Here is a 22,540-nt window from a genome sequence, read left to right as displayed (position 1 = left end):
CCGCCCGCGCCTGTTGTGCGCGCCGGGATCGCGAAGGACCCCGGCGCGGTCGTCACTTGCCGACGCTCTTCCAGCCGTCCTTCAGCTGCTGCGCCAGCGTGTTCGCGTCGATCTGGTTCGCCAGGAAGCGCTGGTAGGCGGGCGTCGCCACGGTGTCCTTCCACTGCGCGTACTTGCCGGCGAACAGGTACGGCGCCGAGGTCAGGTACTTGCCCGAGGCCAGGATGGTGCTCCAGCCCTTCTTCGCGCTGAGCTTCTTGTCCAGCGCTTCGCGAGCGGAGTTGCTCGCCGGGATCAGCGTGTCCGCCTCGTTGAGCGCGGCGAGGTTCTCGGTGCTGGTGAAGAAGTCCAGGAACTTCGCGGCCTGCTCGACGTGCTTGGAGTCCTTGTTGACCGACAGCGTCTGCGGGTTCGCCGCCTGCGCCGGTCCGGCCGGGCCGGCGATCGGCGGCAGCGCGATCCAGTCGAGGTCCTTCGGCGCTTCCTTCTCGATGTTCGCCGCCTGGTACGAGCCCTGGACGGTCATCGCGACCTGGCCCGCGTAGAACGGGGCGAGCGCCTTGCCGCCGGACTGGGTCAGCGTCACCGGCAGGATCGAGTGGTCGGTCGCGTTCATGTCGTGCACCAGCTGCGGCAGCGCCATTTCGCCCTGGCCGACGGTGATCTGCGCCTGGTCGCCGGTGCCCTCGAAGTACTTGCCGCCGAAGCCCGGGGCCATCGCCACGAACGTCGCGGTCGGGCTCGACAGGCCCCAGCCGAGTCCGTACTTGCCGTCCTTCGTCGCGGTCTTGGCCAGCTGGCGCAGCTGGTCCCAGGTCATCGTGTCGCCGGTCGGGAGCTGCGCGCCGGACTGCTCCAGCAGCTTCTTGTTCGCGAAGACCACATAGGACTGCAGCTCGGTCGGGTAGGCGACGACCTTTCCGTCGACCGTCACCGAGTCGAGCACGCCCTTCGGGATGTCCGCGCGCTTCTGGTCGGACAGGTAGGGGGAGAGGTCGGCGAGGTAGCCGTCGGCCGCGAACGGGCCGATCCCGGCGGCCTCGTAGTGCACGATGTCCGGCGCGGTGCCCGCGTTGAACTGGGTGATGAGCTTGTCGTAGGCGCTGTCCCAGCCCGCCTGGACGACCTTCACCTGGGTGTCGGGATGCGCCTGGTTCCACGCGCCGACGATCTTGTTCGTGGCGGCGATCGCGGCGGGCTGGTCCGAAAGGGACTGGAACGTCAGGGTGACCGGTCCGCCGTCCCCGCTGCCGCTGTCCGCGCCGCTGCCGCACGCCGCGGCGAGCAGGCTGGTGAGGGCGAGGCTGGCGGCGATTGCCGCGCGTCGTGTCTTCATCGACCGACCTTTCGAAGGTGTTTCCGATGGGGTGGGGCTCATCCCTTCACCGCCCCGGCCATGAGGCCGCCGGTGAGTTTCTTCCGCAGGAGGCTGAAGAAGGCGATGCTCGGGATCGCCGCGAGCACCGCGCCCGCGGCCAGCGGGCCGAGGGCGACCTTGCCCTCGCCGCCGATGAACATGGTCAGCGTGATCGGCAGCGTGTAGTTCTCCGGCGACTGCAGCAGCACCAGCGCGAAGAAGAACTCGTTCCACGACGACACGAAGCTGAACATCGCGGTCGCGACCACGCCAGGGGCCAGCAGCGGGAACACGATGGTGCGCAGCACGGTGAACCGGTTCGCGCCGTCCATCGCCCCGGCCTCCTCGAGGTCCACCGGGATCGCCGCGACGTAGCCCTGCAGCATCCACAGCGCGAACGGGAGGATGTAGGTGGTGTGCACGAGCGTCAGCCCGACGAGGCTGTCGGCGAGGCCGAGCGTCCGCAGCACGAGGAACAGCGGCAGGATCACCAGCACCACCGGGAACACCTGGCTGACCAGGATCCAGGTGACGCCCGCGATCCGCAGCTTTCCCTTGAGCCGGGCCAGCACGTAGGCCGCGGGCACCGAGATCAGGATCGCCAGCACGGTGCTGGCCAGCGCGACCAGCAGGCTGTTGAACGCCGAATGCAGCAGGCCCTGGCGGGAGAGCGCCTCGCCGTAGTTGTCCCAATGCCATTCGCTCGGGATCAGGTTGACCGACAGCGAGTTCAGCTCCGCGGACGACTTCACCGACGCGGAAATCAGCCACAGCAGCGGGAAACCGAGGAAGAGCAGGTACAGCACGAGAGCCAGGTACTGCGCGGGGCGCACGGACCAGCGCATCGATCACCGCCCCCTTTCCGGGCGGTCGCCGCGGAACTGCGACCGCAGGTAGATCGCGAGCAGCGCGACGACCACGACGACGAGGACCAGCCCCATCGCGGCGGCGTAGCCGATTTCGCGGTTCTTGAACGCTTCGAGGTAGACGAACAAAACGGGAACCATGGTTTTGCCGCCCGGTCCGCCCGCGGTGAGCACGTAAACGAGCGAGAAGGAATTGAAATTCCAAATGAAGTTCAGGGAGGTGATGGAACTTACGATCGGGCGCATGCTCGGCCAGGTTACCGCGGTGAAGCGCCGCCACGCCCCGGCTCCGTCCACGGCGGCCGCTTCGTGCAGTTCGGCCGGGATCTGTTGCAGGCCAGCGAGAAGCGTGACAGTGGTCTGCGGCATGCCGACCCAGACGCCGACCACGATCACCGCGGGCAACGCGGTATTGAAATCGCCGAGCCAGTTGATTCCGTCCGGCAAGCCGATGCTGCCGAGGAGTGCGTTCAGCGGTCCGCCGTTGGCTGAATAAATCATTTGCCACATGATCGCGACGACCACCGGTGGCATCGCCCACGGAATCAGCGCGAGCACCCGCGTGAGGCCCTGCAGTTTGAGGCCGGAGTTCAGCAGCAGCGCGAGCCCCATCGCGGCGGCCAGCTGCAGGACGGTCACGCCGACCGTCCAGATCAGGCCGATCCGCAGCGAATCCCAGAACAGCGAGTTGCCGCCGAGGCGGACGAAGTTGTCGATCCCGGCGAAGCCGAAGTCCGGATGCCGGACCAGCCGCGTGTCGGTGAAGGCGAGCACGATGCCGATCACGAGCGGGGCCACCGACAGCACGAGGATCGGGATCAGCGAAGGCATGACCAGCGCGATCGCCTCGCGGCGCCGCGTGCGCGCCTGGGTGGTCTTCTTCGGGCGCGGCGGGGGAGCGGGGGCCGCTCGCCGCGGCTCGATCGCGGTGGTCATTCCGCGTCCTCCCCATTCTGGTCCACAGTGGACTCCCGCGTGGATTCCCGGACGAACAGCTCGGTGCCGACCGAGATCTGCTGCGCCGGGGCGTCCGCGTCGTCGGTCAGCCCGAGCATGAGCCGGGCGGCGGCGCGCCCGCGCTCGGCCGAGCCGAGGGACACGCTGGTCAGCCGCGGCAGGAAAACCTGGCCGAGCTCGGTGTCGTCCATGCCGGTGACGGCGACGTCGCGCGGAATGCTGAGCCCCAGTTCGCGGGCGGCGCGGATGGCGCCGATGGCGAGCAGGTCGTTGGCCGCGACGATGGCGTCCGGCCGTTGTGGACGGCCGAGCAGCTTCCGGGCCGCCTCGATCCCCGCCGCGACGGTGAAATCGGCGGCGACCTCGACGTCCGTCTCGGCGGTGAAGTCCTTCGCGGACACTGCTTCGTCGAATCCGCGCTGCCGCGAGGAGCCCGGCGTGGTGTCGAGCGGCCCGTTGAGGAAGCCGATCCGGCGGCGGCCCAGCGAAACCACGTGCTGCACCGCCGCGCCGATCCCGGCCGCGGAATCGGTGGAGACCGAGCTGATCCCGCGGTCGCTCATCGCCCGGCCGATCACCACGACCGGCACCGGGGCGCGGCCGATCTGCTCGATCAGCTCGTCGTCGGTGCGCAGCGGGATCACGATCATGCCGTCGACGAACCCGCCGTGCAGGCTGTGCATCAGTTCGGCGGTCGACGCCGCGGTGTCCCCAGTGGACATCACCACGACCCGATACCCGTGCGGGGCAAGGACTTCGTGGATGCCGCGCATGATCTCGACGTAAACCGGGTTGCCGATGTCCGCCACCGCGAACGCGATCTGCGACGTCTTCTTCAGCCGCAGCGACCGCCCGATCGCGTCCGCGCTGTACCCGAGCTCCGCCGCGGCCGCGCGCACGCGCTCGACCATCGCCTTGCTCGCGCCGGTCCCGTGCAGCGCGCGCGAGGTCGAAGCCAGCGACACGCCGGCGCGCTCGGCCACCTGGATCAGCGTGGCTCGGGTTGACGTCATCGTCCCTCCCAGTCGGACACAGCGGGCAGTGGTGCGGATACCGCTGCTGGAAACGTTTCCAGACTACGTTTCAGTGGTTCTGGAAACGTTTCCAAGCGGTGTCCGGAATCATGTCACCCGGATGGTGGACGTGTCAACGGAGCGGTCGCGGGGCCGGGGATCTGTGATGCCAGCGTGACGCGCGCCGGTCTTAGCGCGAGTGCCGGTCGGCGCGGACGACGTCGGCCGCCGAGGGGGCGTTGTCCGGATCGGTCAGCCACTGCAGCGCGGTCCCGACCAGCAGCGAGTAGTAGTGCGTGCCGATCGCGTGGACGTCCTCGGGGTCGGCGTCCGGCCCGAGGCCGCCGAAGGCGTTCGCGAGCGCGACGCGCGCCTGCCGCTGGCCTTCCGCGTTGATCTTCCGGATCGTCTCGTCGTGCTGCAGGTAGCTGACGCTCTCGAAGTTCACGAACCACAGCTCGCGGTGCTCCTGGATCGACTCGATGATCCGCGCCCAGCGCCGCTCCGGCCCGGCCTTCTCGTCGGCCGGATCGGTGAGGACGGCGAACAGCATCTCGCCCCACTCCGTGTTGAGGTCGAACAGCGCCTGCGTGAGCAGCTGGTCCTTCGAACCGAAGTGGTAGTTGATCGACGCCTGGTTCGCTCCGGAGGCGGCGACGAGGTCGCGCACCGTAGTGCGCGCGTAACCGGCTTTGAGGAGGCATTCCCGGGCGGCGGTGATCAGGTTCTCGCGGTGTCCCACGCGTGCTACCGTAACATGTAAACGTTCGTTTTAAACGATCGTTCATGACTCTGGGAGGACTTGAGATGACCGAACCCGCGATCCGCACCCGGCGGCTGCGCTGCCGCTTCGACGGCGAAGGCGGCCCGGTCGACGCACTGCGGGGCGTGGACCTGGACGTCCCGCGCGGCGCTTTCGCCGCGATCATGGGCCCGTCGGGCTCGGGGAAGACGACGTTGCTGCACTGCGCGGCCGGGCTCCGCACGCCGACCGAGGGCACCGTCGAACTGGACGGCACCGATCTGTCCACTTTGGATGAACCACGCCTCGCCGAGCTGCGGCGGCGACGGATCGGGTTCGTGTTCCAGCAGTTCAACCTGCTGCCCGCGCTGACCGCGCGGGAGAACATCGAGCTGCCGCTGCGCTTGGACGGCCACGGCCCGGACCCGCAGCGCACCGCGGCGTTGCTGGCACAGGTCGGCCTCGCGCAGCGCGGGGGACACCGGCCGGGCCAGCTTTCCGGCGGACAGCAGCAGCGGGTGGCCGTCGCCCGGGCACTGGTGACGGATCCGGAGGTGGTTTTCGCCGACGAACCGACCGGCGCGCTGGACATCCGCAGCGCGCGGGAAGTGCTGGGCCTGCTGCGACAGCTGGCGGACCGAGGCCAGACGATCGTGATGGTGACCCACGACCCGGTGGCCGCGTCCTACGCCGACGCGGTGCTCTTCCTGGCGGACGGCCTGGTGGTCGACCAGCTGTCCCGGCCGACGGCGGCGGCGGTCGCGAACCGGATGGCAGTGCTGGTGGAGTCCGCCGAGCGAGCCGCAAACGCCGTTGGTGCTAGGTGACCGGGGGCGGCGGACCGTCCGAAGTGGACCGGAAGCGCGGTTCGCGGCCGACCGGTTCGCAAGATCGGCGGCCGAGCGCAGTGCGGGGGTCGACAGTGCGTCCGGGGGAATTGACGTGGTGAAAGTTGTTCATGCGGCCGCTGTCCGAGATTCGCCGGGCTCGTGGCCCGGCGGCGAGAGCGTGCGTGCTGGCCGCATATCCAAAGGGGAATCGACATGCTGAAACTGGCTCTACGGCTCTTCGGCCACCATCGCGCCGCGGCTGTGGCCACCGGTCTTGTCGCGCTCGTCGGGATGGCCCTCGTGGTCGCGATGACCGCTCTGCTCGGCACCGGGCTTTCGAGCAGTACGGCGCCGGCCGACCGGGGGTTTCTCACCCAGTTCCCGCTCATCCTGGGCGGCTGGGTGGTGGCGATCGTGGTGTTCGCGATGGTCTCGACGATCGGCGTCACGCTCGCCGCGCGGTCCGGCGAGATCGGCGGGTTGCGGCTGATCGGCGCGGCGCCCCGGCAGATCCGCGTGCTGGTTTCGCTGGAAACCCTCGCGATCACCGCCGTGGCCGCGTTGCCCGGTCTGGGGCTCGGCTACCTGCTCGGGCTCTTGCTGCTGACCGGCGTGCGCGCCACCGGGCTCACCGCGCCGAGCACGTCGTTCGCGCCCGGCATCGCGCTGCCGCTGGTCGGCGTCGCGGCGGTGCTGCTGGCCGGGGTGCTCGCGGCGTGGATCGGCAGCCGCGGTCCGGCTCGGCGCAGTCCGGTGGAAGAAGAGACCGGCCCGCGGCGGGTGCGGTCGGCGCGGCCGCGGCGGATTGCCGCGATCGTGTTGCTGGCAGCGGGTTTCGGGTCGGCGAGCTCGGTGCTCGCCCTGCCTGCCGACAACATCGCGACGACCGGCCTGACCGGGCCCGCCGTGGTGCTGTGCTCGATCGGGTTCGCGATCTTGGCTCCGGAACTGATCGCCGCGGCGAACCGGATCGTCGGCCGCCTTTCGCGCGGGGCGAAGAACGCCGAGGCGCACCTGGCGGGCGTCAACCTGCGTGCCGCTCCGGAACGCGCGCGTCCGATCGTCACGTTCCTGACGCTGCTGGTCGGCGTCTCCGCGGGCACGCTCGCCATGCAGGGCATCGAAAACCAGCACAGCGTCCCCGGCAGCACCGCCGACGTGCTGGCGTCGATCAACTATCTGGTGGTCGTCCTGATCTCGCTGTTCATGGCGATCGCGCTGACCAACAACCTGGTGGCCGCGATCGGCGACCGCCGGACGGAGTTCGCGACGCTGTCGCTGATCGGCTCGACCGTCCGGCAGGTCCGCGGCATGCTCCTGCGCGAAACCGCCGCCGCGGCCCTGCTGGCGATCGTGGTCGCGGTGGTGGGTTCGGTGCTGTGCGTGCTGCCGTTCTCGATCGTCAAGACCGGCGGCGCGGCGGCCGCGTTCAGCGTCTGGCCGTTCGCGGCGAGCGCGGTTTTCGGGGGAGGAGTGGTGTTGCTGGTGACGGCCGTGGCGGGGGCCCGGGTGATCCGTTCCGCCGCGGTGGCCGCGTAGCGACACTGCGAACTCGGCGAGGTTCCTGAGATACTCGGTGGATGATCTTGATCGTCCTCAAAGCACAGATCCGCCCCGAGAAGCGCGCCGAATGGCTCGAAGGCATCCAGCGCTACACCGAGCAGGTGCGCAGCGAACCGGGCAACATTTCGTTCGACTACTACCAAAACGGCGGCGACGAGAACGAATTCGTCATGGTCGAGGTCTTCGCCGACAGCGCCGCCGGGGACGCGCACGTCGCCACCGAGCACGCGCAGGAGTTCTTCCCGTTCATGTCGACGGTCGTCGCGAAGAAGCCCGAGATCAACTACCAGAATCTGGACGGCGCGGCCTGGTCGGAAATGGCCGAGGTCACGCCGGCGGACTAGCCGGTTCCTCCACAGTGGACAAGACCGCGGCCGGCCTCCCGGCAAGGGAAGCCAGCCGCGGTCAGTCGTTCGCTCGGGCGCTGCGAGCGCGCTCGGCCCGCTCCGACTGTTCCACGATCCGATGCAGGGCCGCGACGTGCGCGCGCAGTGCTTGGTGCCCGGAACCGCTGAGGTTGAGCCAAGTTCGCGGCCGTTTGCCGACGTACCCCTTTTTGACTTCGACGTATTCGGCGTTGGCCAGGGTGGCGATCTGCTTGGACAGCGCGGAATCCGACAGCCCGGCCGAGTCGCGGACCCAGCTGAACTCGGCCCATTCGGTCCCGGACAGCAGCGCCACGACGGACAGCCGGGTCGGGTCCAGCAGGAGCTGATCCAGGTCAGGCACGGCCATCGGGCGCGCCTCCCGAGCGGCCGCGCCGGACCAGCGCGGCCAGGCCTCGCCGCAGGTGCGGCCCGAACGCGATCAGCACGATCGCCAGGACCGCGCCCAGAATCGTGTTCCCGTACGGAATCCGCACGGGCAGAAAGGCCACCGCGACCGCCGCCGCCACGCACGCCGCGACGACGACGAGCCCGACCCGCGGCTGAACCGCCGACCGATCCGCCCGCACGCGGTGCCCCAGCCACGCCGCGCCTCGACGCGAACGCAGCAGCAGTACGTAGCCCACGACCAGCGCGGCCAGGACCAGCCCCTTCCACTGGGCGGCGCTGGGGAGGAAGTCCGCCGAAGCCAGATACAGGAAGACCACGAGCGCGAAGACGACGTCAACCCACTTCGCGCCGTGCAGCGCGCCTAGCGCCTGGTCCCGGCGGCGGTCGACCTCCCGCAACGCGCGGGCCGCCTCTTCCGGGGAGGGATGCTCCGCCATGATCGCCTCCTGGCGTTCCGGAAAGTACTTTCCTGAGGAGAAAGTACCTCTGCACTTTCCTCTTAGGCAAGTACTGGCTTCGCAGGGAACATGACCGGGTGCAGGCCGCGGGGCAGAGGTCAACCTCGGCGCTGAGTCGATTCCCGCAGCCGCAGTTCCGGAGTCAGGAACACCGGGCCCTCCGGCGTCTCGGCACCCGACAGCCGCGCGAGCATCAGCTCCACTGCGCGTTCGGCGAGCGCTTCGTGCGTCAGGTCCATCGCGGTGATCGGCGGGGTGCTCGTGCGGGCGTGTTCGCTGTCGGTCAGCGCGGCGAGCAGCAAATCGTCCGGGACGCGCAAGCCCTCCGCGACCGCGGCCTCGGCGATGAGCGGCGCGAAATCGCTGGTCGCGACCACGATCGCGTCCGGCCGGTCCGGGCCGGACAGCAAGGGCTGCACCAGCTCCGGCACGTCCCCTTGCGTCAGGCCTTCGCTGAGCAAGGCGGTCCGCGGCGACAGCGCACGCCGTTCGCACCACGCCAGGTAGGTTTCGCGCGGCCGCCGGTTCCAGGCGTTGTCCTCGGTGCCGGAGAGCAGCAGGACGTCGCGCGCGCCCTGGTCGTAGAGGTGGTCCAGCAGCGCTTCGACCACCGGCGGATAGTCCAGCCGCACGGCCCACGGCAGGTCCGGCTGCTCCGGATCCTCCTCGACGGTCACCACCGGAAGGCCGCGGCCGAGCAGTTCGGCCAGCGCGGTGTCGCCGCCGTAGGGGTGGGCCACGATGCAGCCGTCCATCGGCACGCTCGCCACCGCCGGGTCGTGCAGGTCGGGGACGTGGATCAGGCCGGTTTTGTGCCGCAGCATCTCGGTCGCGACCGACCCGACGAGCCGGTTGAACGTCTCGGCGCGGTCGGGCGTGCCGGCCACCGCGTAGCGCGGCCGGAGGATGAGCCCGACCAGCCCGGACCGGCCGGTGCGCAGCGAGCGCGCGTTCGGGTTCGGGTCGTAGCCCAGCTCCGCGGCGGCCTCGCGGACCCGCGCCTTGGTCGCCGCGGAAATGGGCCTGCGCCCGGAAAGCGCGTGCGAAACCGTGCTGATCGAGACCCCGGCGCGCTCGGCGACCTCCCGGATCGTCACCGGTCGTTTGCCGCCGTCGGTGTCCACCGTCGTTCCCCTCCGCCCTGCCTCCGGACGGCCCAGTATCGCCCACCGCGCGGCGGAGGAGGTCTTGACACCGCCCCGGCGCGCGGGTTTGATGCCGCGAAAGCTCATCAAAACGTTTTGATGATGATAGGAGGCGCCATGGCCGCCCCGCACGAGCCCGCCCCGCCCACCGCCGCCGCCGCGCCGACCGTCGGCGACGTCTGCACCGGAATGGGGCTGACCCGACGGCATTGGCTCGCCGGATCCGTGCTGTTCTTCGCGTTCGTCGTCGAGGCCTGGGAACAGGTCGGGCTGGTCTACGTGTCGAACGGGATCGCCGGCGAATTCGGCGTGGACAACACGAAACTCGGCTGGGCGCTGTCCGCGGTCGCGTTCGGCATGGTGCCCGGCGCGCTGCTGTGGGGCGGCCTGATCGATCGGCTGGGCCGCCGCCGCGTGACGGTCGCGAGCCTCCTGATCTACGCGGTGCTCGCGCTCGCCGCGGGGCTTTCGCCGGCGTTCTGGCCGTTCGTCGTGCTGCGGTTCCTGTCCGGCGTCGCGTTCGGCGGGGTGTACGCGGTCACGTTCCCGTACTTCCTCGAACTGCTGCCCACCGCGCGTCGCGGCCAAGGCGCGGTCGCGCTCAGCATCGGGTTTCCGATCGGCACGCTGCTGTGCATCGGCGTGAGCCAGTCGCTCGGCACGATCAGCTGGCGTGCGGTCGCCGTGGTCGCCGCGCTGGCCGGGCTGTGGGCGTTCGCCGTGCTGCGGTGGGTGCCGGAATCGCCGTACTGGCTCGCCCGGCGCGGCCGGCATGCGGAAGCCGCCGCCGTGCTGCGCGGGCTCGGCGCCGAAATTCCGGCCGACACCACGTTTTCCGTCGAAGACGCGGACCGCAAGGCAGGTGCGGTGCGCAACCTGTTCCGTTCGCCGGTGCGGCGGCGTTTCCTGCCGATGCTGCTCACGTCGTTCACCTTCAGCTGGGGCTATTGGGGACTGCAGACGTGGCTGCCGGTCCTGCTGCAGAACCGCGGGCTGAGCGTGTCCGGCGCGCTGTGGTTCGTCGCGGTGACGCAGGTCGTGTCCGTGCCCGGCTACCTGCTCGCCGCGTGGCTGACCCGCCGGCACGGCCGCAAGCGGATCTTCCTGCTGTTCGCGCTGGCCTCGGCGATCGGCGGTGTGCTGTTCGGCCTCGCCACCGGCTCCACGCAGCTGTACGCGGGCAACTTGATCCTCGCGTTCTTCTCGCTCGGCGCCTGGGGCATCTGGAACACCTGGTCGGCCGAGGTGCTGCCGACCGGGCTGCGCGGCGTCGGCTACTCCTGGTCCACCTCGGCGATCCTGCTGGCCAACACCGTTTCGGTGCCGGTGATCGGCGCGATGATGGACCACGGCGTCGCGTCCTCGCTGACCGTCGCGTCGATCGTGGCCTTCCTCGTCGTCGCGCTTCTCGCCGTCCTTCCGCTGCCCGAGACCGAGGGTCGCGCGCTCACCTGATTTCCCTTATCCGACAAGGAGTTCCCATGACCTACCGGGTCGCCATGGACATCGGCGGCACCTTCACCGACGTGGTCGTCCACGACGGCGCGACGCAGCGGCTGCGCGCGGGCAAGGTGCTCACCACCCCCGACGACCTCGCGCGCGGCGTTTTCGGCGCGCTCGAAGGATTCGACCTGCCGTTCGCCGACATCGAGTTCTTCGTGCACGGCACCACGCAAGGCCTGAACGCGCTGCTCGAACGGCGCGGCGCGAAGGTGCTGATCCTGACCACCAAGGGGATCGGCGACGTCTACCGGATCGCGCGCGGCAACCGGAACCGGCTGTTCGACCTGCACTACCGCAAGCCTGCGCCGCTCGTCGGGCCGGAGGCGGTCGCGGAGGTCGCCGGGCGGCTCGACGCGACCGGAGCGGAACTCGAACCGCTCGACGAGGACGCCGTGCGGCTGGTCGCGAAGCGGGTGCGCGAAGAGGGTTTCGAGGCCGTCGCGGTGTGTTTCCTGTTCTCCTACTTGGATTCCGGGCACGAACGCCGCGCGGGCGAGATCCTGCGCGACGAGCTGGGCGACGACGCGCTGGTCGTGCTCTCCCACGAGGTCGCGCCGGAATGGCGGGAGTACGAGCGGACGTCGACCGCGGTGCTGGAGGCCTACACCGGCCCGTCGGTGCACCGCTATCTCGACCGCATCGAAGCGCGGTTCACCGAGAAGGGGCTGCACGTCCCGGTGCACGTCATGCAGTCGTCCGGCGGTCTGGTCAACGCCGGGTTCGCGCGGCGGCACCCGCTGCAGACGCTGCTGTCCGGCCCGGTCGGCGGCACGATGGGCGGCGTCGCGGCGGCGAAGCTGCTCGGCCGGCCGGATCTGATCTGCGTGGACATGGGCGGGACCTCGTTCGACGTCTCCCTGGTGATGGACTACGCCGCCGACGTGTCGCCGGACGGCGAGGCGGAGGGCTTCCCGCTGCTGATGCCGCTGGTCAACCTGCACACGGTCGGCGCGGGCGGCGGTTCGCTCGCCTACGCCGAAGGCGACGCGCTGCGCGTCGGTCCCGAATCGGCGGGCGCGGTGCCCGGCCCGGCGTGCTACGGCCGCGGCGGCACGCAGGCGACGGTCACCGACGCGAACTGCGTGCTCGGCCGGGTCGATCCCGAATCGTTCGCCGGGGGCGGGATGCCGCTCGACCTCGACGCCGCGCGCCAGGCGGTCGAGACGCTGGCGCAGCAGCTCAGCATGGACCCGGTCGAGCTGGCGTCGGGGATCTGCGACGTCGGCAACGCCAAGATGGCACAGGCGATCCGCACCCTGACGGTCGAGCACGGCCGCGAACCGGGCCAGTTCGCGCTGCTCGCGTTCGGCGGCGCGGGGCCGATGCACGCGGCTTTCATCGCGCAGGAAATCGGCATCACCGAGGTGATCGTGCCGCGGTTCCCGGGCGCGTTCTCCGCGTGGGGCATGCTGGAGGCGGACGTCCGGCGGGACTTCACCATGCAGTTCTTCGCCAACGGAGCAGAACTCGACACCCGCGCGTTGCGCACCGCGCTCGACTCGTTGCGCGATCAGGCGCTGGAAGCGTTGCGGGAACAGGGAATCCCCGAGGAGCGCCGGTCGGTGACGCACGGCGTCGACATGCGGTACGAAAGCCAGGACTACACCCTGACGGTGCCGATCCTGGACTCCGATCCCGTGGACAGCCCTGAGTTCCTGCCCGCGATCGAGGCGCGGTTCGCCGAGATCCACCACCAGCGCTACGGCCACGCGACCCCCGGCGCGCCAGTGCAGTTCGTCGCGCTCCGCACCACCGGCCACGGCGTGGTCGAACGCGCCGCGGCGGCCGCCGAGACGAGCACGGAACGACCGGATCCGGTGGTCCGCGACGTCGTTTTCGCCGGGCAGCCGGTGCCCACCGCGATCGTGGCGCGCTCGTCGCTCGCCCCCGGCAGCCGGTTGTCCGGGCCCGCGATCGTGCACGAGGAAACCGCCACCACGGTCGTCCCGCCGGACGCCGAACTCGCCGTCGACGACCACGGCTTCCTGGTCGTCACCCTCGCGGCCGCCGACCACCTGCAGGAGGAGCACGCGTGAGCATCAGCCCCGTCACCACCGAAATCATCCGCTCGGCGCTGATCCAGGCGGCCGAGGACATGAACATGACCCTGATCCGGTCGTCGTACACGCCGACGATCTACGAGGGCAAGGACTGCGCCGTCGCTTTGCTGGACCGGCGCCACCGCGTCCTCGGCCAGTCCTCGGGCCTGCCGATCTTCCTCGGGAACCTGGAGATCTGCACCAGCCACACCGAGGACCTGTTCGGCGCGGACGTCTGGGAGCCCGGCGACGTGTGGGTGCTCAACGACTCCTACATCGGCGGCACGCACCTCAACGACTGCACCGTGTACGCGCCGATTTTCGTGGACGACGAGCTGGTCGGCTTCGCGGCCTCCCGCGCGCACTGGATCGACATGGGTTCCAAGGACCCCGGCGGTTCGATGGATTCCACGAACATCTACCAAGAAGGCCTCCGGATGGGTCCGACGCGGATCGTCGCGGGCGGCGTCGAATGCGCCGACATCCTCCGGCTCATCGAGACGAACGTGCGGTTCCCGTACGTGACCCTGGGCGACATGCGCGCGCAGATCGCTTGTGCGCGCATGGGTGTGCGGCGGCTCGGCGAGCTGTTTGCCCGCTATGGCGCGGAAACCGTCGACGCCGCGCGCGAGCAGATCTTCGCCCAGACCGAACGGCTGGAACGCGAACGCATCGCGGCGATCCCGGACGGCGAGTACGAGGCGACCGGCTACCTGGACAACGACGCGATCGACCCGGACACGCCGCTGAAGGTGCGCGTGCGGGTGGTCGTCGAGGGCGAATCGATGACGATCGACCTCACCGACTGCGCCGACCAGGCCACCGGTCCGGTGAACTGCGGCCGCTCCCAGGCGATTTCGGCGGCGCGGGTCGGTTACAAGCTGCTGATCTCGCCGCAGGTGAGCCTCAACGGCGGTTCGTTCGCGCCGCTGGACGTGCAGGTCCGCGACGGTTCGATGCTCGGCGCGCGGGAGCCCGCGGCGTGCCAGTACTACTACTCGAGCCTCGGCATGCTCATCGACCTCGTCGTGGCCGCGCTCGCGCCCGCGATGCCGGACCGCGTCGCGGCGGCCAGCTACGGCGATTCGATGATCGTCCAGTTCGCCGGCGAGCACCCGCGGACGGGGGAGCCGTTCGTGACCCTGGAAGCGACTGTCGGCGGCTGGGGCGCCTGGGAAGGCGGCGACGGGGAGACGGCGCTGATCAACAACGTCAACGGTTCGCTGCGCGACCTGCCGGTGGAGGTGGTCGAAACGCTGTATCCGGTGCGGGTGAACGAATACCGCATCCGCACGGGCTCGGGCGGCGCGGGCCGCTGGCGCGGGGGCGACGGGGTGATCCGGGAGTACGTGATGGAGGCGGACCAGGACCTGTCGCTGTGGTGGGAACGCTCGGTGACGCCCGCGTGGGGCCTGTTCGGCGGCTCGTCGGGCGCGCCGCCGCGGGTGGTGCTGAACCCGGGCACGCCGGAGGCGCGGGAGATGCTGAAGGTGAACAGCCTGCGGGTGCGGCGGGGGGACGTGCTGCGGTGCGAATCCGGCGGGGGAGGGGGATACGGGGTTCCGGAAGCTTCCGGGGCGTGACCCTGCTTTTCTTCGGCGGCCGATCGCTTTGGGCCGGACTGTCTACTGTGGAGTGCCGCCGAGCAGGCCGGTCTCGCGCAGGTGGTCGAAGATGACCTGGTCGACCGGGGACACGGCGCCCCGGTCGGCGTAGGTCAGCCAGACGATCTCCGCGATCTCGCTGCGGGGCTGGAGAGTGCCGCGGTAGTCGGCGGTGTAGCAGGTCATCTGGACGGTGATGCCTGCCGCGTGGCCGTGCGCCTGGGCCCGGAAGGTACCGAAATGCCGCGCGCTCTCCGGCACGATGGCGACGGCGAGTTCCTCGTCGATCTCGCGGACGAGCGTCTGGAGATCGGTCTCGCCGGGTTCGCGTTTGCCGCCGGGGAGGTAGTAGACGTCCTTGCCCCGGGAGCGGGTGCTGAGGATGCGGCCTTCGTCGAATCGGATCCAGGCGATCTTGTCGATGACGGGCACGGATGTCCTTTCGAAGGTGACGCCTTCTCCTGCGGCCAGGCGCGGATCAAGCTACCGGCATGAACCGGGCGACGTCGGCCAGGGCTTTCAAGGTCGGACCGTCGAGGTGCCCGGCGGCAGTGTCGGCCTCCGCCACGACGAGGGCATTCTTGTCCCGGCGGTCGCGATAGTTCAACCCGGTGAACGACACGCCGGCGATGCCGAGCGCGAGGGAGATCTCCAGCGGCCGCACGTCGCCGCTTCCCTGCACCGTCTCTACCTCCTGGAAGCTGTTGCGCTGGCCGGCGGACTTGAACCCGACCCGCACAACGGACACGACCGCGGCGTTGCCGTGTCCGTCTCCGACCGCCAGCAGCATCCGGTCCAGAGAGGTGCACGGCGTGTGAGCCAGGAATTCGCGCACTCTGCCGGTGGCTGCGGAAAGGCACTCGGCTTCGTGCTCGAACCTGTGCCGGAGTTCTTTCATTTTCATCCGGCTCCAGGACTCTTTCCGGTTGCCCTTCTTGGCGGACTCTCGAGCTTTCGCGGTGCGTTGCGAGAGGGTGCGTCCGGGAAGCCCGTCGACGACGTCGGCGGCGACGTTGTCTGCGAACACGCTGCCAGCGCTTGTGCCGGAACCGGCGAGGCCGCCCACTGCGGCGCCCGAACTGCCCGTCGCGATGGCGACGGCCGCTGCCGCCGCGACCGCCACGCCGCCGCCCTTCTTCTTGCCCCCGCCGCCGTCCAGTTTGACTTTTCGGCCATCGGACAACGTGACCCACCCGGTGTCAGTCGCCATCATTCTCCCCTCGGAACCGGAAACGACCACCGCCGCCGCAGTGGTGCGGACTGGATCGGTCGCCCGGCGTTTTCTGTTTCACGGCTGCGCTGAATCACCGCCAGTGTGAGAGGTGGCACCCGACAGAAACCGGGCCGCGGACGGCGTGATACCCCTGGATGGAGCGGTGTCCGGGATGGGTGGGTGAGGGCGGCCTCGGTTGAGGGGCGAGGGTAGCTCACGACATGATCGACACCGGAGGAGGTCAGCGTGCCGACCCTGCCCATTCAAAGGATAACGAGTCCGATAAGCTAACAGGTAGTGCGACCAGAGGAGAGAAACGATGCCCCGTCGGCCTTGGCGACGGTTGCTGTGCGGCCTCCTCTCCGCCACCCTCCTCACCGCAGCCTGCGGCCAGCCGCGAGATGAGGCGGCGCCTCCCGCGCCCCGCAGCGCAGTAGCGCCGCTCGCGTTGGTCTACAACGGACCGCAGGGGTGTGCGGAATGCGGGCCCGCCGTGGCTGATCTGCTGCGCAGGGCGCCGCAGCATTACCGGGTCGAGTATGTCGGGCCCGGGACCGGGAAGCCGCTCACCGCGGCGGTGCTGGCGGAGGCCCAGCTGTACGTCCAGCCGGGCGGCGGCCAGGACCTCGACCGGACGTGGCGGGACCTGGACGGCTCCGCCGACGCGGTGCGCGACTGGGTTCGCCAGGGCGGCAGCTACCTCGGGCTGTGCTTCGGCGGGTACCTCGCGGGCCGCGATCCGGGGTTCGGGCTGCTGCCGGGCGACACGCGCGGGTACGCGGGTTCTCCCGGTTCCGCGGTGGCGGACGAACGCGACACGGTCGTCGAGGTCAGCTGGCGCGGGCAGCCGCGGCATATGTATTTCCAGGACGGGCCCGAGTTCCGGCTGAACGACGGGGCCGACGCGACGGTGCTGGCGACCTATCCGAACGGTGCGGCCGCGGTGGTCGTCGCGCCGTACGGCAAGGGGCGGGTCGGCGTCAGCGGGCCGCATCCGGAGGCTGACGCGTCCTGGTACGACGACGAGGGGCTGACCAATCCGGACGGTGTCCGGACGGATCTCGCGTACGAGCTGATTCAGGCCACTGTCTCGCGGTAGCGAAAAGGGAAATGCACCGCTATTTCCCGTGGCTAAGGCGACCTCAAGTGGGTGACTTGTGCGCCTGGTCGCGCTTTCGAGTTGTCCAGGGTCGTTCGCGTTGATTCGATGCGATCATGGTGCGCTGGGCGGGTGGGAGCGGGAAAGCGATCCGGCGGTCGGCCGCGCAGTTTCTCGTGCTGGCGGTCGCGGTGTCGGGCCTGGCGGTGGGCGGTGCGGTTCCCGCGTCGGCGCAGACGTGGCCGGTCGAAGGGGAGCGGAGTCCGTCCGTATTCGACTGCGACCATCTTTATTACAGCAATTTCCGCTCGGGCATGCAGTTCCGCACGAACGCGGCCGGGGACGCCGAGATTGAGAACACGGTCGTCAGCAAACGGGCGGGCAGCGGGCCGCCGGATTACTGGTCGACCGACATGGCCCTCGGCAAGGACCCCGACACCGGCCGCCCGGCGGCGTTCTACTCCAGCTACACGAGCGCGAACCGCACGCTCTACAAGCACGTTTCCGGCACCGACGAGGTCACCGACCGGATCGCGGCCGGCGAGACCCGCGAGCTGCCCGCCGGGACGAACTGGGGCGGGACCGCCGCGGACCCGAACACCGGGATGCTGTTCGGCGCGCAGAACGGCGGCGCGCCGAAGCTGTTCGGGATGAACCTGGCGACCGGCGCGACGACAGTCTGGACCAGGGGCTCGAACCTCGCGCCGGTGCCGTCGGACGACCCCGTGTTCCTCGGCGGCTCCCTGGTGCCGGACCTGTTCGTGGACGCCGACGGCGGCGCGTACTACGGCATTTCCTACGGCGGTTCGACCTACGTCTACCGGCTCGATCCGGCGACCGGGACGACGACGCGGGCGGTGCGCGTCGTCGGACCGGGGTCGGGCAACGGGTTCAACAACTACGGGATGGCGTACTTCCACGGGTCGATCTACCTCGGCTACTACGGCGGCGCACTGTACAAAGTGGACCCGCGGACCGGGGCGTCGACACCGGTGCCGGGCGGCAACGCCCAGGACAACCAGGTCGGCCGCATCAAGTCCGAATCCGGCGGCTCCTGGCCGATCACCGACCTGGCCAGCTGCTCGATCGCGCCGAACCTGACCTCCCGCCTCGTCGTGCGCAAAACCGCCAGCGAGCAGACGGCCAAGCCGGGGGACACCGTGCGGTACACGGTGACCATCGCCAACGAGGGCGACGCGCCCGCCCCGGCCGCGCGGCTCACCGACGACCTGAGCGCGGTCCTCGACGACGCCGCGTACAACAACGACGCGGTCACCACGACCGGCGGTGCGCCGACGCCGACCCAGCCGGGTTACGCCGGGCAGAAGCTGACCTGGACCGGGGCGATCGCGCCGGGCGACACGGTCACCCTGGCGTACTCGGTGACCGTGGGGAAGCCGCCCGGCGGGGACAAAAAGCTGACCAACGTCGTGACGGTTCCGGAAAGCAATTGCGCTGAGGCGTCGAAGGATCCGGCGTGTGCGACGGTAGTGCCGATCGCCACGTTGAAGATCGCGAAACACGCGTCGCCCGCCAACCCCAGCCCGGGCAGCGTCGTGTCGTACACGGTGACTGTGACCAACGACGGCACGGCGGATTGGGCCGGGGCGAGTGTTGCTGACGATCTGACGGACGTCCTCGACGACGCTGCCTACAACAACGACGCCCGGGCCACCGGATCCGGCACCGTGGCTTACGAACCAGGACGGGCGCTGCGCTGGACCGGCGATGTCAAGGCGGGCACCACGGTCACCATCACCTACTCGGTGACGGTCGCCGACCCGCCGCGCGGGAACCGTCGCCTGATCAACCGGGTAGTGGGCCCGGACGGCTCGAACTGCGGCACGGACCCTTCCTGCACCACGGACGAACCCATTTCCGGCGTGGTGATCCGGAAATCGGCCTCACCCGCGACCGCGAAGCCCGGCGACACCGTGACCTACACGATTACCGCCGAGAACATCGGCGGCGCGACGGCGAGCGCGGTAAAGCTGACTGACGATCTCACCGGCGTGGTCGACGAGGCGGCGTACAACGACAATGCCGTTGCCATGATCGGCGGCACTGCTGCCGCTACGCAACCGGGCTACGACCCGAACACGGCGAAACTCACCTGGACCGGCGACATTCCGGCCGCGCAGACCGTCACGATCAGCTACACGGTCACGGTGGCCTCGCCGCCGCGCGGGGACCGCAACCTGCGCAACACGGTGACCGGCCCTGCGGATTCGAACTGTGCGCCGAACAGCACGGATTGCTCGACCGAAACCCCGATCGGCGCGCTCGAAATCAAGAAGACCGCGGACCGGACCGACGCCAAGCCCGGCGAGCGGGTCGGCTACACCGTGACCGTGCGCAACATCGGCGAGGCCGCTTACCCCGGAGCGACGTTCACCGACGACCTCTCCGGCGTCCTCGACGACGCGACCTGGAACAACGACGCGACCGCCACCTCCGGCACGACGTCCTTCGCCGCGCCACGCCTGAACTGGACGGGCGACGTCCCGGCGGGCGCCACGGTGACCGTGCGCTACTCCGTCACCGTCGGCGCCCCGCCCGCCGGAGACAAACACCTGCGCAACCTCGTCACCGGCCCGGACGGTTCGACCTGCCCGCCCGGCTCCGCCGACCCGGACTGTGGCACCGACACCGGCGTCGGCACCCTGGAATTGTCGAAGACCGCGGCACCCGCGACCGCGCAGCCCGGGGACAAGGTCACGTACACGGTGACCGCCCGAAACACCGGCACTGCAACGTATCGAGGGGCGGGTTTCACCGACGACCTGAGCCGCGTTCTGGACGACGCGACGTACAACAACGACGCCACCGCCACCTCGGGTTCCGTCGCCTACGCCGCACCGAATCTGACGTGGACCGCTGATCTGCCCGCCGGCGCGACCGTGACGATCACCTACTCGGTCACCGTCCGTGCAACGCAGACCGGCGACAACGAACTCCGCAACGCGGTCACCGGGCCGCCCGATTCCACCTGCCCGCCCGGAAACACCGCGCCGGACTGCAATCCGGTGACCCCGGTCGCCCGTCTGCACGTCAAGAAGACCGCGTCCCCGTCCGACCCGCGACCCGGCGACACCGTCGCCTACACCGTTCTGGTCGCCAACGACGGCAAGGCGACTTACCGCGGCGCAGCCGTCACCGACGACCTGACCGGCGTCCTCGACGACGCCACCTACGACAACGACGCCCGCGCGACCAGCGGCACGACTGCCTACACCGCACCGAAACTGACCTGGAGCGGCGACGTCGAAGCTGGCGCGACGGTGACGATCACCTACACCGTCACCGTGCACAATCCGCCGCGCGGCGATAAAAAACTCGCCAACGCGGTCACCGGCGCCGACAACTGCCCGCCCGGCGGGAGCGATCCGGACTGCGGCACGGTCACGCCGCTGCCCGCGTTGAAGATCACGAAGACCGCGACCCCGGCCGAGATCAAGACCGGCGACCGGGTCAGCTACACGGTCACCGTCGAGAACGTCGGCGAGGCCGATTACCGTCGTGCGTCGTTCACCGACAACCTCACGGGCGTGCTCGACGACGCGACCTACAACGGCGACGCCAAGGCGGACACCGGCACTGTCGTGCTCGCACCGCCGACCCTGACTTGGACCGGAGACCTGGCCAAGGGCGCCACGGCGACGATCACCTACTCGGTTACCGTCACGAATGCCGGGGACCACCGGCTCGTCAACACCGTCACCGGAAATGGCTCGAACTGCCCGGAGGGCTCGGCCGATCCGGGCTGCCGCGTGATCCTGCCGAAGCCGCACCTGCGGATCGCCAAGACCGCCGATCCGGCGATCGCTCAACCCGGCGGGAAGGTCACCTACACCGTGACCGTCCGCAACCTCGGCGAGGCGTCGCAACCGGACGCGTCATTCACCGACGACTTGTCCGGCGTACTGGACGACGCCGCCTACAACGGCGATGCCACAGCGACCGGCGGGACCGTCCACTTCGTCCAGCCGCGTCTACAGTGGACTGGCTCGCTCGCGCCGGGTGCGGAGGTCACCATCAGGTATTCGGTGACCGTCGGGGACCCGCCGCGCGGCGACCGGATCTTGCGCAACGCGGTCACCAGCCCGGACGACACCAACTGCCTGACCCGAGACCCGGTGTGCGGCACCGAAACCCCGGTCCGCGAGATGACGATCGCCAAGCGAGCCGGCGTGCCGACGGCGAAACCGGGGGAGAAGGTCACGTACACCGTCGACCTCGTCAACACCGGCAGCGCTGCCTACCCGGACGCGACCTTCGTCGACGACCTCGCCGACGTTCTGGACGACGCCACGTACAACCAGGACGCTCAGGCCACCAGCGGGTCCGTCGAGCAGACGGGCTCGAAGCTGACCTGGCACGGGACGCTGGCGGTCGGCCAGACCGTCACGGTCGTCTACTCGGTCACCGTCAAACCCGAAGCCACCGCCGGAAACCGCCTGCGCAACGTCGTGGTCTCGCCGAATCCGGGGACCAACTGCGTCACCGGCGCCGAACCCGGCTGCGGCACGACCACTCCGGTGACCCCGCCGACCGGGCCGCCCGGAACTCCGCCGACCACTCCGCCGGGCGTCCCGCCGACCGGCCCGGGGCCGCTGGCCTCGACGGGCACGCCGCTCTGGAACCTCCTGCTCGGCTCAGTCTTCAGCTTGCTCACCGGCTTCGCGTTGCTGGTCGCCGCCCGGCGCAGGAGCCGGCGAAGCTGAAAAGCGTCGGCGGACCCGCCGTGAGGAAGGCAGGGTGCCGGGTTCGCCGTGGTGCGGCACGACGTCGTGCTCGGCGAGCTTCTGACCGGCCTCAGTTCGGCGGCTGCTGAGGACCTTCGCCGGGGGTGGCCTGAGGCGGCTGCGAGTACCCGGACTGCTGACCGGGATCCGCCTGCGGATAGCCAGGTTGCGGCTGCCCGGGCTGCGGATACCCCGGCTGGCCGTACCCGGTCTGCGGATACCCGGGCTGCCCGCCCGTCGGGTAGCCGCCCGGTGCGAAACCGGGCTGCGGGGCGCGGCCGCCCTTCGCCACCGCGAGCACGACCAGCAGCCACGACAGCACTTCGAGAAGGCCGAGCGGGATGCCCACGGCCAGGAAGATCGCCGACATCTCGTCGCTGCTCAGGTGATCCGACGCCATCCACGACGCGACGTTCGTCAGCATGAGCCGCCAGGCGATGTTCAGCGCCGTGGTGACCAGCATGACCACGAAGGCGGCCACCATCATCCCGGAGCCGCCCCGCGAACGTCGGCCGAGCGCGAGGATCAGGCCGAACAGCCCCACGATCAGCAGCAACGCCAGCGGGAGGACCTGGAGGATCGTGTTGGTGAAGGTCGTCATACCTGCTCTCCGCTCAAGGAAGGTCAGGC

At 69.9% G+C, this 22,540-nt stretch carries 19 protein-coding genes; 8 read left to right on the top strand and 11 right to left on the bottom strand.

Annotation, left to right across the window (positions count from 1 at the left end):
* Window positions 1-52: 52 nt before the first annotated feature.
* From CU254_RS20865 to CU254_RS20845, 5 genes are all read right to left on the bottom strand, one after another.
* Window positions 53-1,336 (bottom strand): ABC transporter substrate-binding protein, encoded by a 1,284-nt coding sequence (locus tag CU254_RS20865; protein WP_009079095.1) that lies wholly within the window; start codon window positions 1,334-1,336, stop codon window positions 53-55.
* Window positions 1,337-1,374: 38 nt separating this feature from the next.
* Complete coding sequence (locus CU254_RS20860) at window positions 1,375-2,202, bottom strand: carbohydrate ABC transporter permease (RefSeq protein WP_009079093.1); 828 nt, start codon at window positions 2,200-2,202, stop codon at window positions 1,375-1,377.
* Between the two features lie 3 nt (window positions 2,203-2,205).
* Window positions 2,206-3,159 carry a carbohydrate ABC transporter permease gene (locus tag CU254_RS20855; RefSeq protein ID WP_009079089.1) on the bottom strand — a complete coding sequence of 318 codons (954 nt, stop codon included), beginning with the start codon at window positions 3,157-3,159 and terminating at the stop codon, window positions 2,206-2,208.
* Window positions 3,156-4,193 carry a LacI family DNA-binding transcriptional regulator gene (locus CU254_RS20850; RefSeq protein ID WP_009079087.1) on the bottom strand — a complete coding sequence of 346 codons (1,038 nt, stop codon included), beginning with the start codon at window positions 4,191-4,193 and terminating at the stop codon, window positions 3,156-3,158. Before CU254_RS20850 ends, CU254_RS20855 begins: the two co-directional genes overlap by 4 nt.
* A 190-nt stretch (window positions 4,194-4,383) precedes the next feature.
* A complete protein-coding gene (locus tag CU254_RS20845; RefSeq protein ID WP_009079086.1) occupies window positions 4,384-4,935 on the bottom strand; it encodes a TetR/AcrR family transcriptional regulator in 552 nt (183 codons plus the stop codon).
* A 65-nt stretch (window positions 4,936-5,000) separates the two neighbouring features.
* On the opposite strand from CU254_RS20845, the gene CU254_RS20840 reads away from it, so the two are divergent.
* The 3 genes from CU254_RS20840 to CU254_RS20830 all read left to right on the top strand — a co-directional run bounded on the left by CU254_RS20840 (window position 5,001) and on the right by CU254_RS20830 (window position 7,672).
* Complete coding sequence (locus tag CU254_RS20840; RefSeq protein WP_009079084.1) at window positions 5,001-5,762, top strand: ABC transporter ATP-binding protein; 762 nt, start codon at window positions 5,001-5,003, stop codon at window positions 5,760-5,762.
* Window positions 5,763-5,978: 216 nt separating this feature from the next.
* Window positions 5,979-7,304, top strand: a complete 1,326-nt coding sequence (locus tag CU254_RS20835) for an FtsX-like permease family protein (protein ID WP_050788237.1) — start codon at window positions 5,979-5,981, stop codon at window positions 7,302-7,304.
* Between the two features lie 41 nt (window positions 7,305-7,345).
* Complete coding sequence (locus CU254_RS20830; protein ID WP_009079080.1) at window positions 7,346-7,672, top strand: putative quinol monooxygenase; 327 nt, start codon at window positions 7,346-7,348, stop codon at window positions 7,670-7,672.
* Window positions 7,673-7,733: 61 nt separating this feature from the next.
* Here the strand turns inward: CU254_RS20830 and CU254_RS20825 are convergent, their stop codons facing one another.
* The 3 genes from CU254_RS20825 to CU254_RS20815 all read right to left on the bottom strand — a co-directional run bounded on the left by CU254_RS20825 (window position 7,734) and on the right by CU254_RS20815 (window position 9,686).
* A complete protein-coding gene (locus CU254_RS20825) occupies window positions 7,734-8,063 on the bottom strand; it encodes a transcriptional regulator (protein WP_009079078.1) in 330 nt (109 codons plus the stop codon).
* The gene (locus CU254_RS20820) at window positions 8,050-8,541 is read right to left on the bottom strand and encodes a hypothetical protein (protein WP_009079076.1); all 492 of its coding nucleotides are present in this window, start codon (window positions 8,539-8,541) and stop codon (window positions 8,050-8,052) included. The genes CU254_RS20825 and CU254_RS20820 overlap by 14 nt, the downstream gene beginning before the upstream one ends.
* A gap of 119 nt (window positions 8,542-8,660) precedes the next feature.
* Window positions 8,661-9,686, bottom strand: a complete 1,026-nt coding sequence (locus CU254_RS20815; RefSeq protein WP_037714325.1) for a LacI family DNA-binding transcriptional regulator — start codon at window positions 9,684-9,686, stop codon at window positions 8,661-8,663.
* Window positions 9,687-9,824: 138 nt separating this feature from the next.
* On the opposite strand from CU254_RS20815, the gene CU254_RS20810 reads away from it, so the two are divergent.
* The 3 genes from CU254_RS20810 to CU254_RS20800 are packed head-to-tail and all read left to right on the top strand — an operon-like array spanning window position 9,825 to window position 14,832.
* A complete protein-coding gene (locus CU254_RS20810) occupies window positions 9,825-11,162 on the top strand; it encodes an MFS transporter (protein ID WP_037714324.1) in 1,338 nt (445 codons plus the stop codon).
* Window positions 11,163-11,188: 26 nt separating this feature from the next.
* Window positions 11,189-13,246 (top strand): hydantoinase/oxoprolinase family protein, encoded by a 2,058-nt coding sequence (locus CU254_RS20805; protein WP_037714320.1) that lies wholly within the window; start codon window positions 11,189-11,191, stop codon window positions 13,244-13,246.
* A complete protein-coding gene (locus CU254_RS20800; RefSeq protein ID WP_009079067.1) occupies window positions 13,243-14,832 on the top strand; it encodes a hydantoinase B/oxoprolinase family protein in 1,590 nt (529 codons plus the stop codon). The genes CU254_RS20805 and CU254_RS20800 overlap by 4 nt, the downstream gene beginning before the upstream one ends.
* A 42-nt stretch (window positions 14,833-14,874) precedes the next feature.
* On the opposite strand, the gene CU254_RS20795 is transcribed toward CU254_RS20800, so the two are convergent.
* Window positions 14,875-15,285: an NUDIX domain-containing protein gene (locus CU254_RS20795; protein WP_009079066.1), complete on the bottom strand. Its 411-nt coding sequence runs from the start codon at window positions 15,283-15,285 to the stop codon at window positions 14,875-14,877.
* A 46-nt stretch (window positions 15,286-15,331) separates the two neighbouring features.
* Window positions 15,332-16,093: a hypothetical protein gene (locus CU254_RS20790; protein ID WP_009079064.1), complete on the bottom strand. Its 762-nt coding sequence runs from the start codon at window positions 16,091-16,093 to the stop codon at window positions 15,332-15,334.
* A 292-nt stretch (window positions 16,094-16,385) separates the two neighbouring features.
* Between CU254_RS20790 and CU254_RS20785 the strand changes: the two genes are divergently transcribed.
* Together CU254_RS20785 and CU254_RS20780 are read left to right on the top strand one after the other, a co-directional pair.
* On the top strand, window positions 16,386-17,165 hold the full coding sequence (locus CU254_RS20785) for a BPL-N domain-containing protein (protein ID WP_009079062.1): 780 nt from the start codon (window positions 16,386-16,388) through the stop codon (window positions 17,163-17,165).
* Between the two features lie 116 nt (window positions 17,166-17,281).
* Window positions 17,282-21,889, top strand: a complete 4,608-nt coding sequence (locus tag CU254_RS20780; protein WP_009079060.1) for a DUF11 domain-containing protein — start codon at window positions 17,282-17,284, stop codon at window positions 21,887-21,889.
* Between the two features lie 91 nt (window positions 21,890-21,980).
* Here CU254_RS20780 and CU254_RS20775 read toward each other — a convergent pair whose 3' ends face one another.
* Window positions 21,981-22,511: a hypothetical protein gene (locus CU254_RS20775; RefSeq protein ID WP_037714318.1), complete on the bottom strand. Its 531-nt coding sequence runs from the start codon at window positions 22,509-22,511 to the stop codon at window positions 21,981-21,983.
* Between the last annotated feature and the right edge of the window lie 29 nt (window positions 22,512-22,540).

Source organism: Amycolatopsis sp. AA4, from assembly GCF_002796545.1.
Classification (GTDB): domain Bacteria; phylum Actinomycetota; class Actinomycetes; order Mycobacteriales; family Pseudonocardiaceae; genus Amycolatopsis.
This window is presented reverse-complemented; position numbering and strand designations above follow the sequence as displayed.

Excerpts from the sequence above, each read along its gene's own strand:
- CU254_RS20840 (WP_009079084.1), top strand. The coding sequence starts at position 5,001 with ATGACCGAACCCGCGATCCGCACCCGGCGGCTGCGCTGCCGCTTCGAC.
- CU254_RS20820 (WP_009079076.1), bottom strand. The coding sequence starts at position 8,541 with ATGGCGGAGCATCCCTCCCCGGAAGAGGCGGCCCGCGCGTTGCGGGAG.
- CU254_RS20825 (WP_009079078.1), bottom strand. The coding sequence starts at position 8,063 with ATGGCCGTGCCTGACCTGGATCAGCTCCTGCTGGACCCGACCCGGCTG.
- CU254_RS20785 (WP_009079062.1), top strand. The coding sequence starts at position 16,386 with ATGCCCCGTCGGCCTTGGCGACGGTTGCTGTGCGGCCTCCTCTCCGCC.
- CU254_RS20810 (WP_037714324.1), top strand. The coding sequence starts at position 9,825 with ATGGCCGCCCCGCACGAGCCCGCCCCGCCCACCGCCGCCGCCGCGCCG.
- CU254_RS20865 (WP_009079095.1), bottom strand. The coding sequence starts at position 1,336 with ATGAAGACACGACGCGCGGCAATCGCCGCCAGCCTCGCCCTCACCAGC.
- CU254_RS20855 (WP_009079089.1), bottom strand. The coding sequence starts at position 3,159 with ATGACCACCGCGATCGAGCCGCGGCGAGCGGCCCCCGCTCCCCCGCCG.
- CU254_RS20835 (WP_050788237.1), top strand. The coding sequence starts at position 5,979 with ATGCTGAAACTGGCTCTACGGCTCTTCGGCCACCATCGCGCCGCGGCT.
- CU254_RS20805 (WP_037714320.1), top strand. The coding sequence starts at position 11,189 with ATGACCTACCGGGTCGCCATGGACATCGGCGGCACCTTCACCGACGTG.
- CU254_RS20830 (WP_009079080.1), top strand. The coding sequence starts at position 7,346 with ATGATCTTGATCGTCCTCAAAGCACAGATCCGCCCCGAGAAGCGCGCC.
- CU254_RS20860 (WP_009079093.1), bottom strand. The coding sequence starts at position 2,202 with ATGCGCTGGTCCGTGCGCCCCGCGCAGTACCTGGCTCTCGTGCTGTAC.
- CU254_RS20775 (WP_037714318.1), bottom strand. The coding sequence starts at position 22,511 with ATGACGACCTTCACCAACACGATCCTCCAGGTCCTCCCGCTGGCGTTG.
- CU254_RS20850 (WP_009079087.1), bottom strand. The coding sequence starts at position 4,193 with ATGACGTCAACCCGAGCCACGCTGATCCAGGTGGCCGAGCGCGCCGGC.
- CU254_RS20780 (WP_009079060.1), top strand. The coding sequence starts at position 17,282 with ATGGTGCGCTGGGCGGGTGGGAGCGGGAAAGCGATCCGGCGGTCGGCC.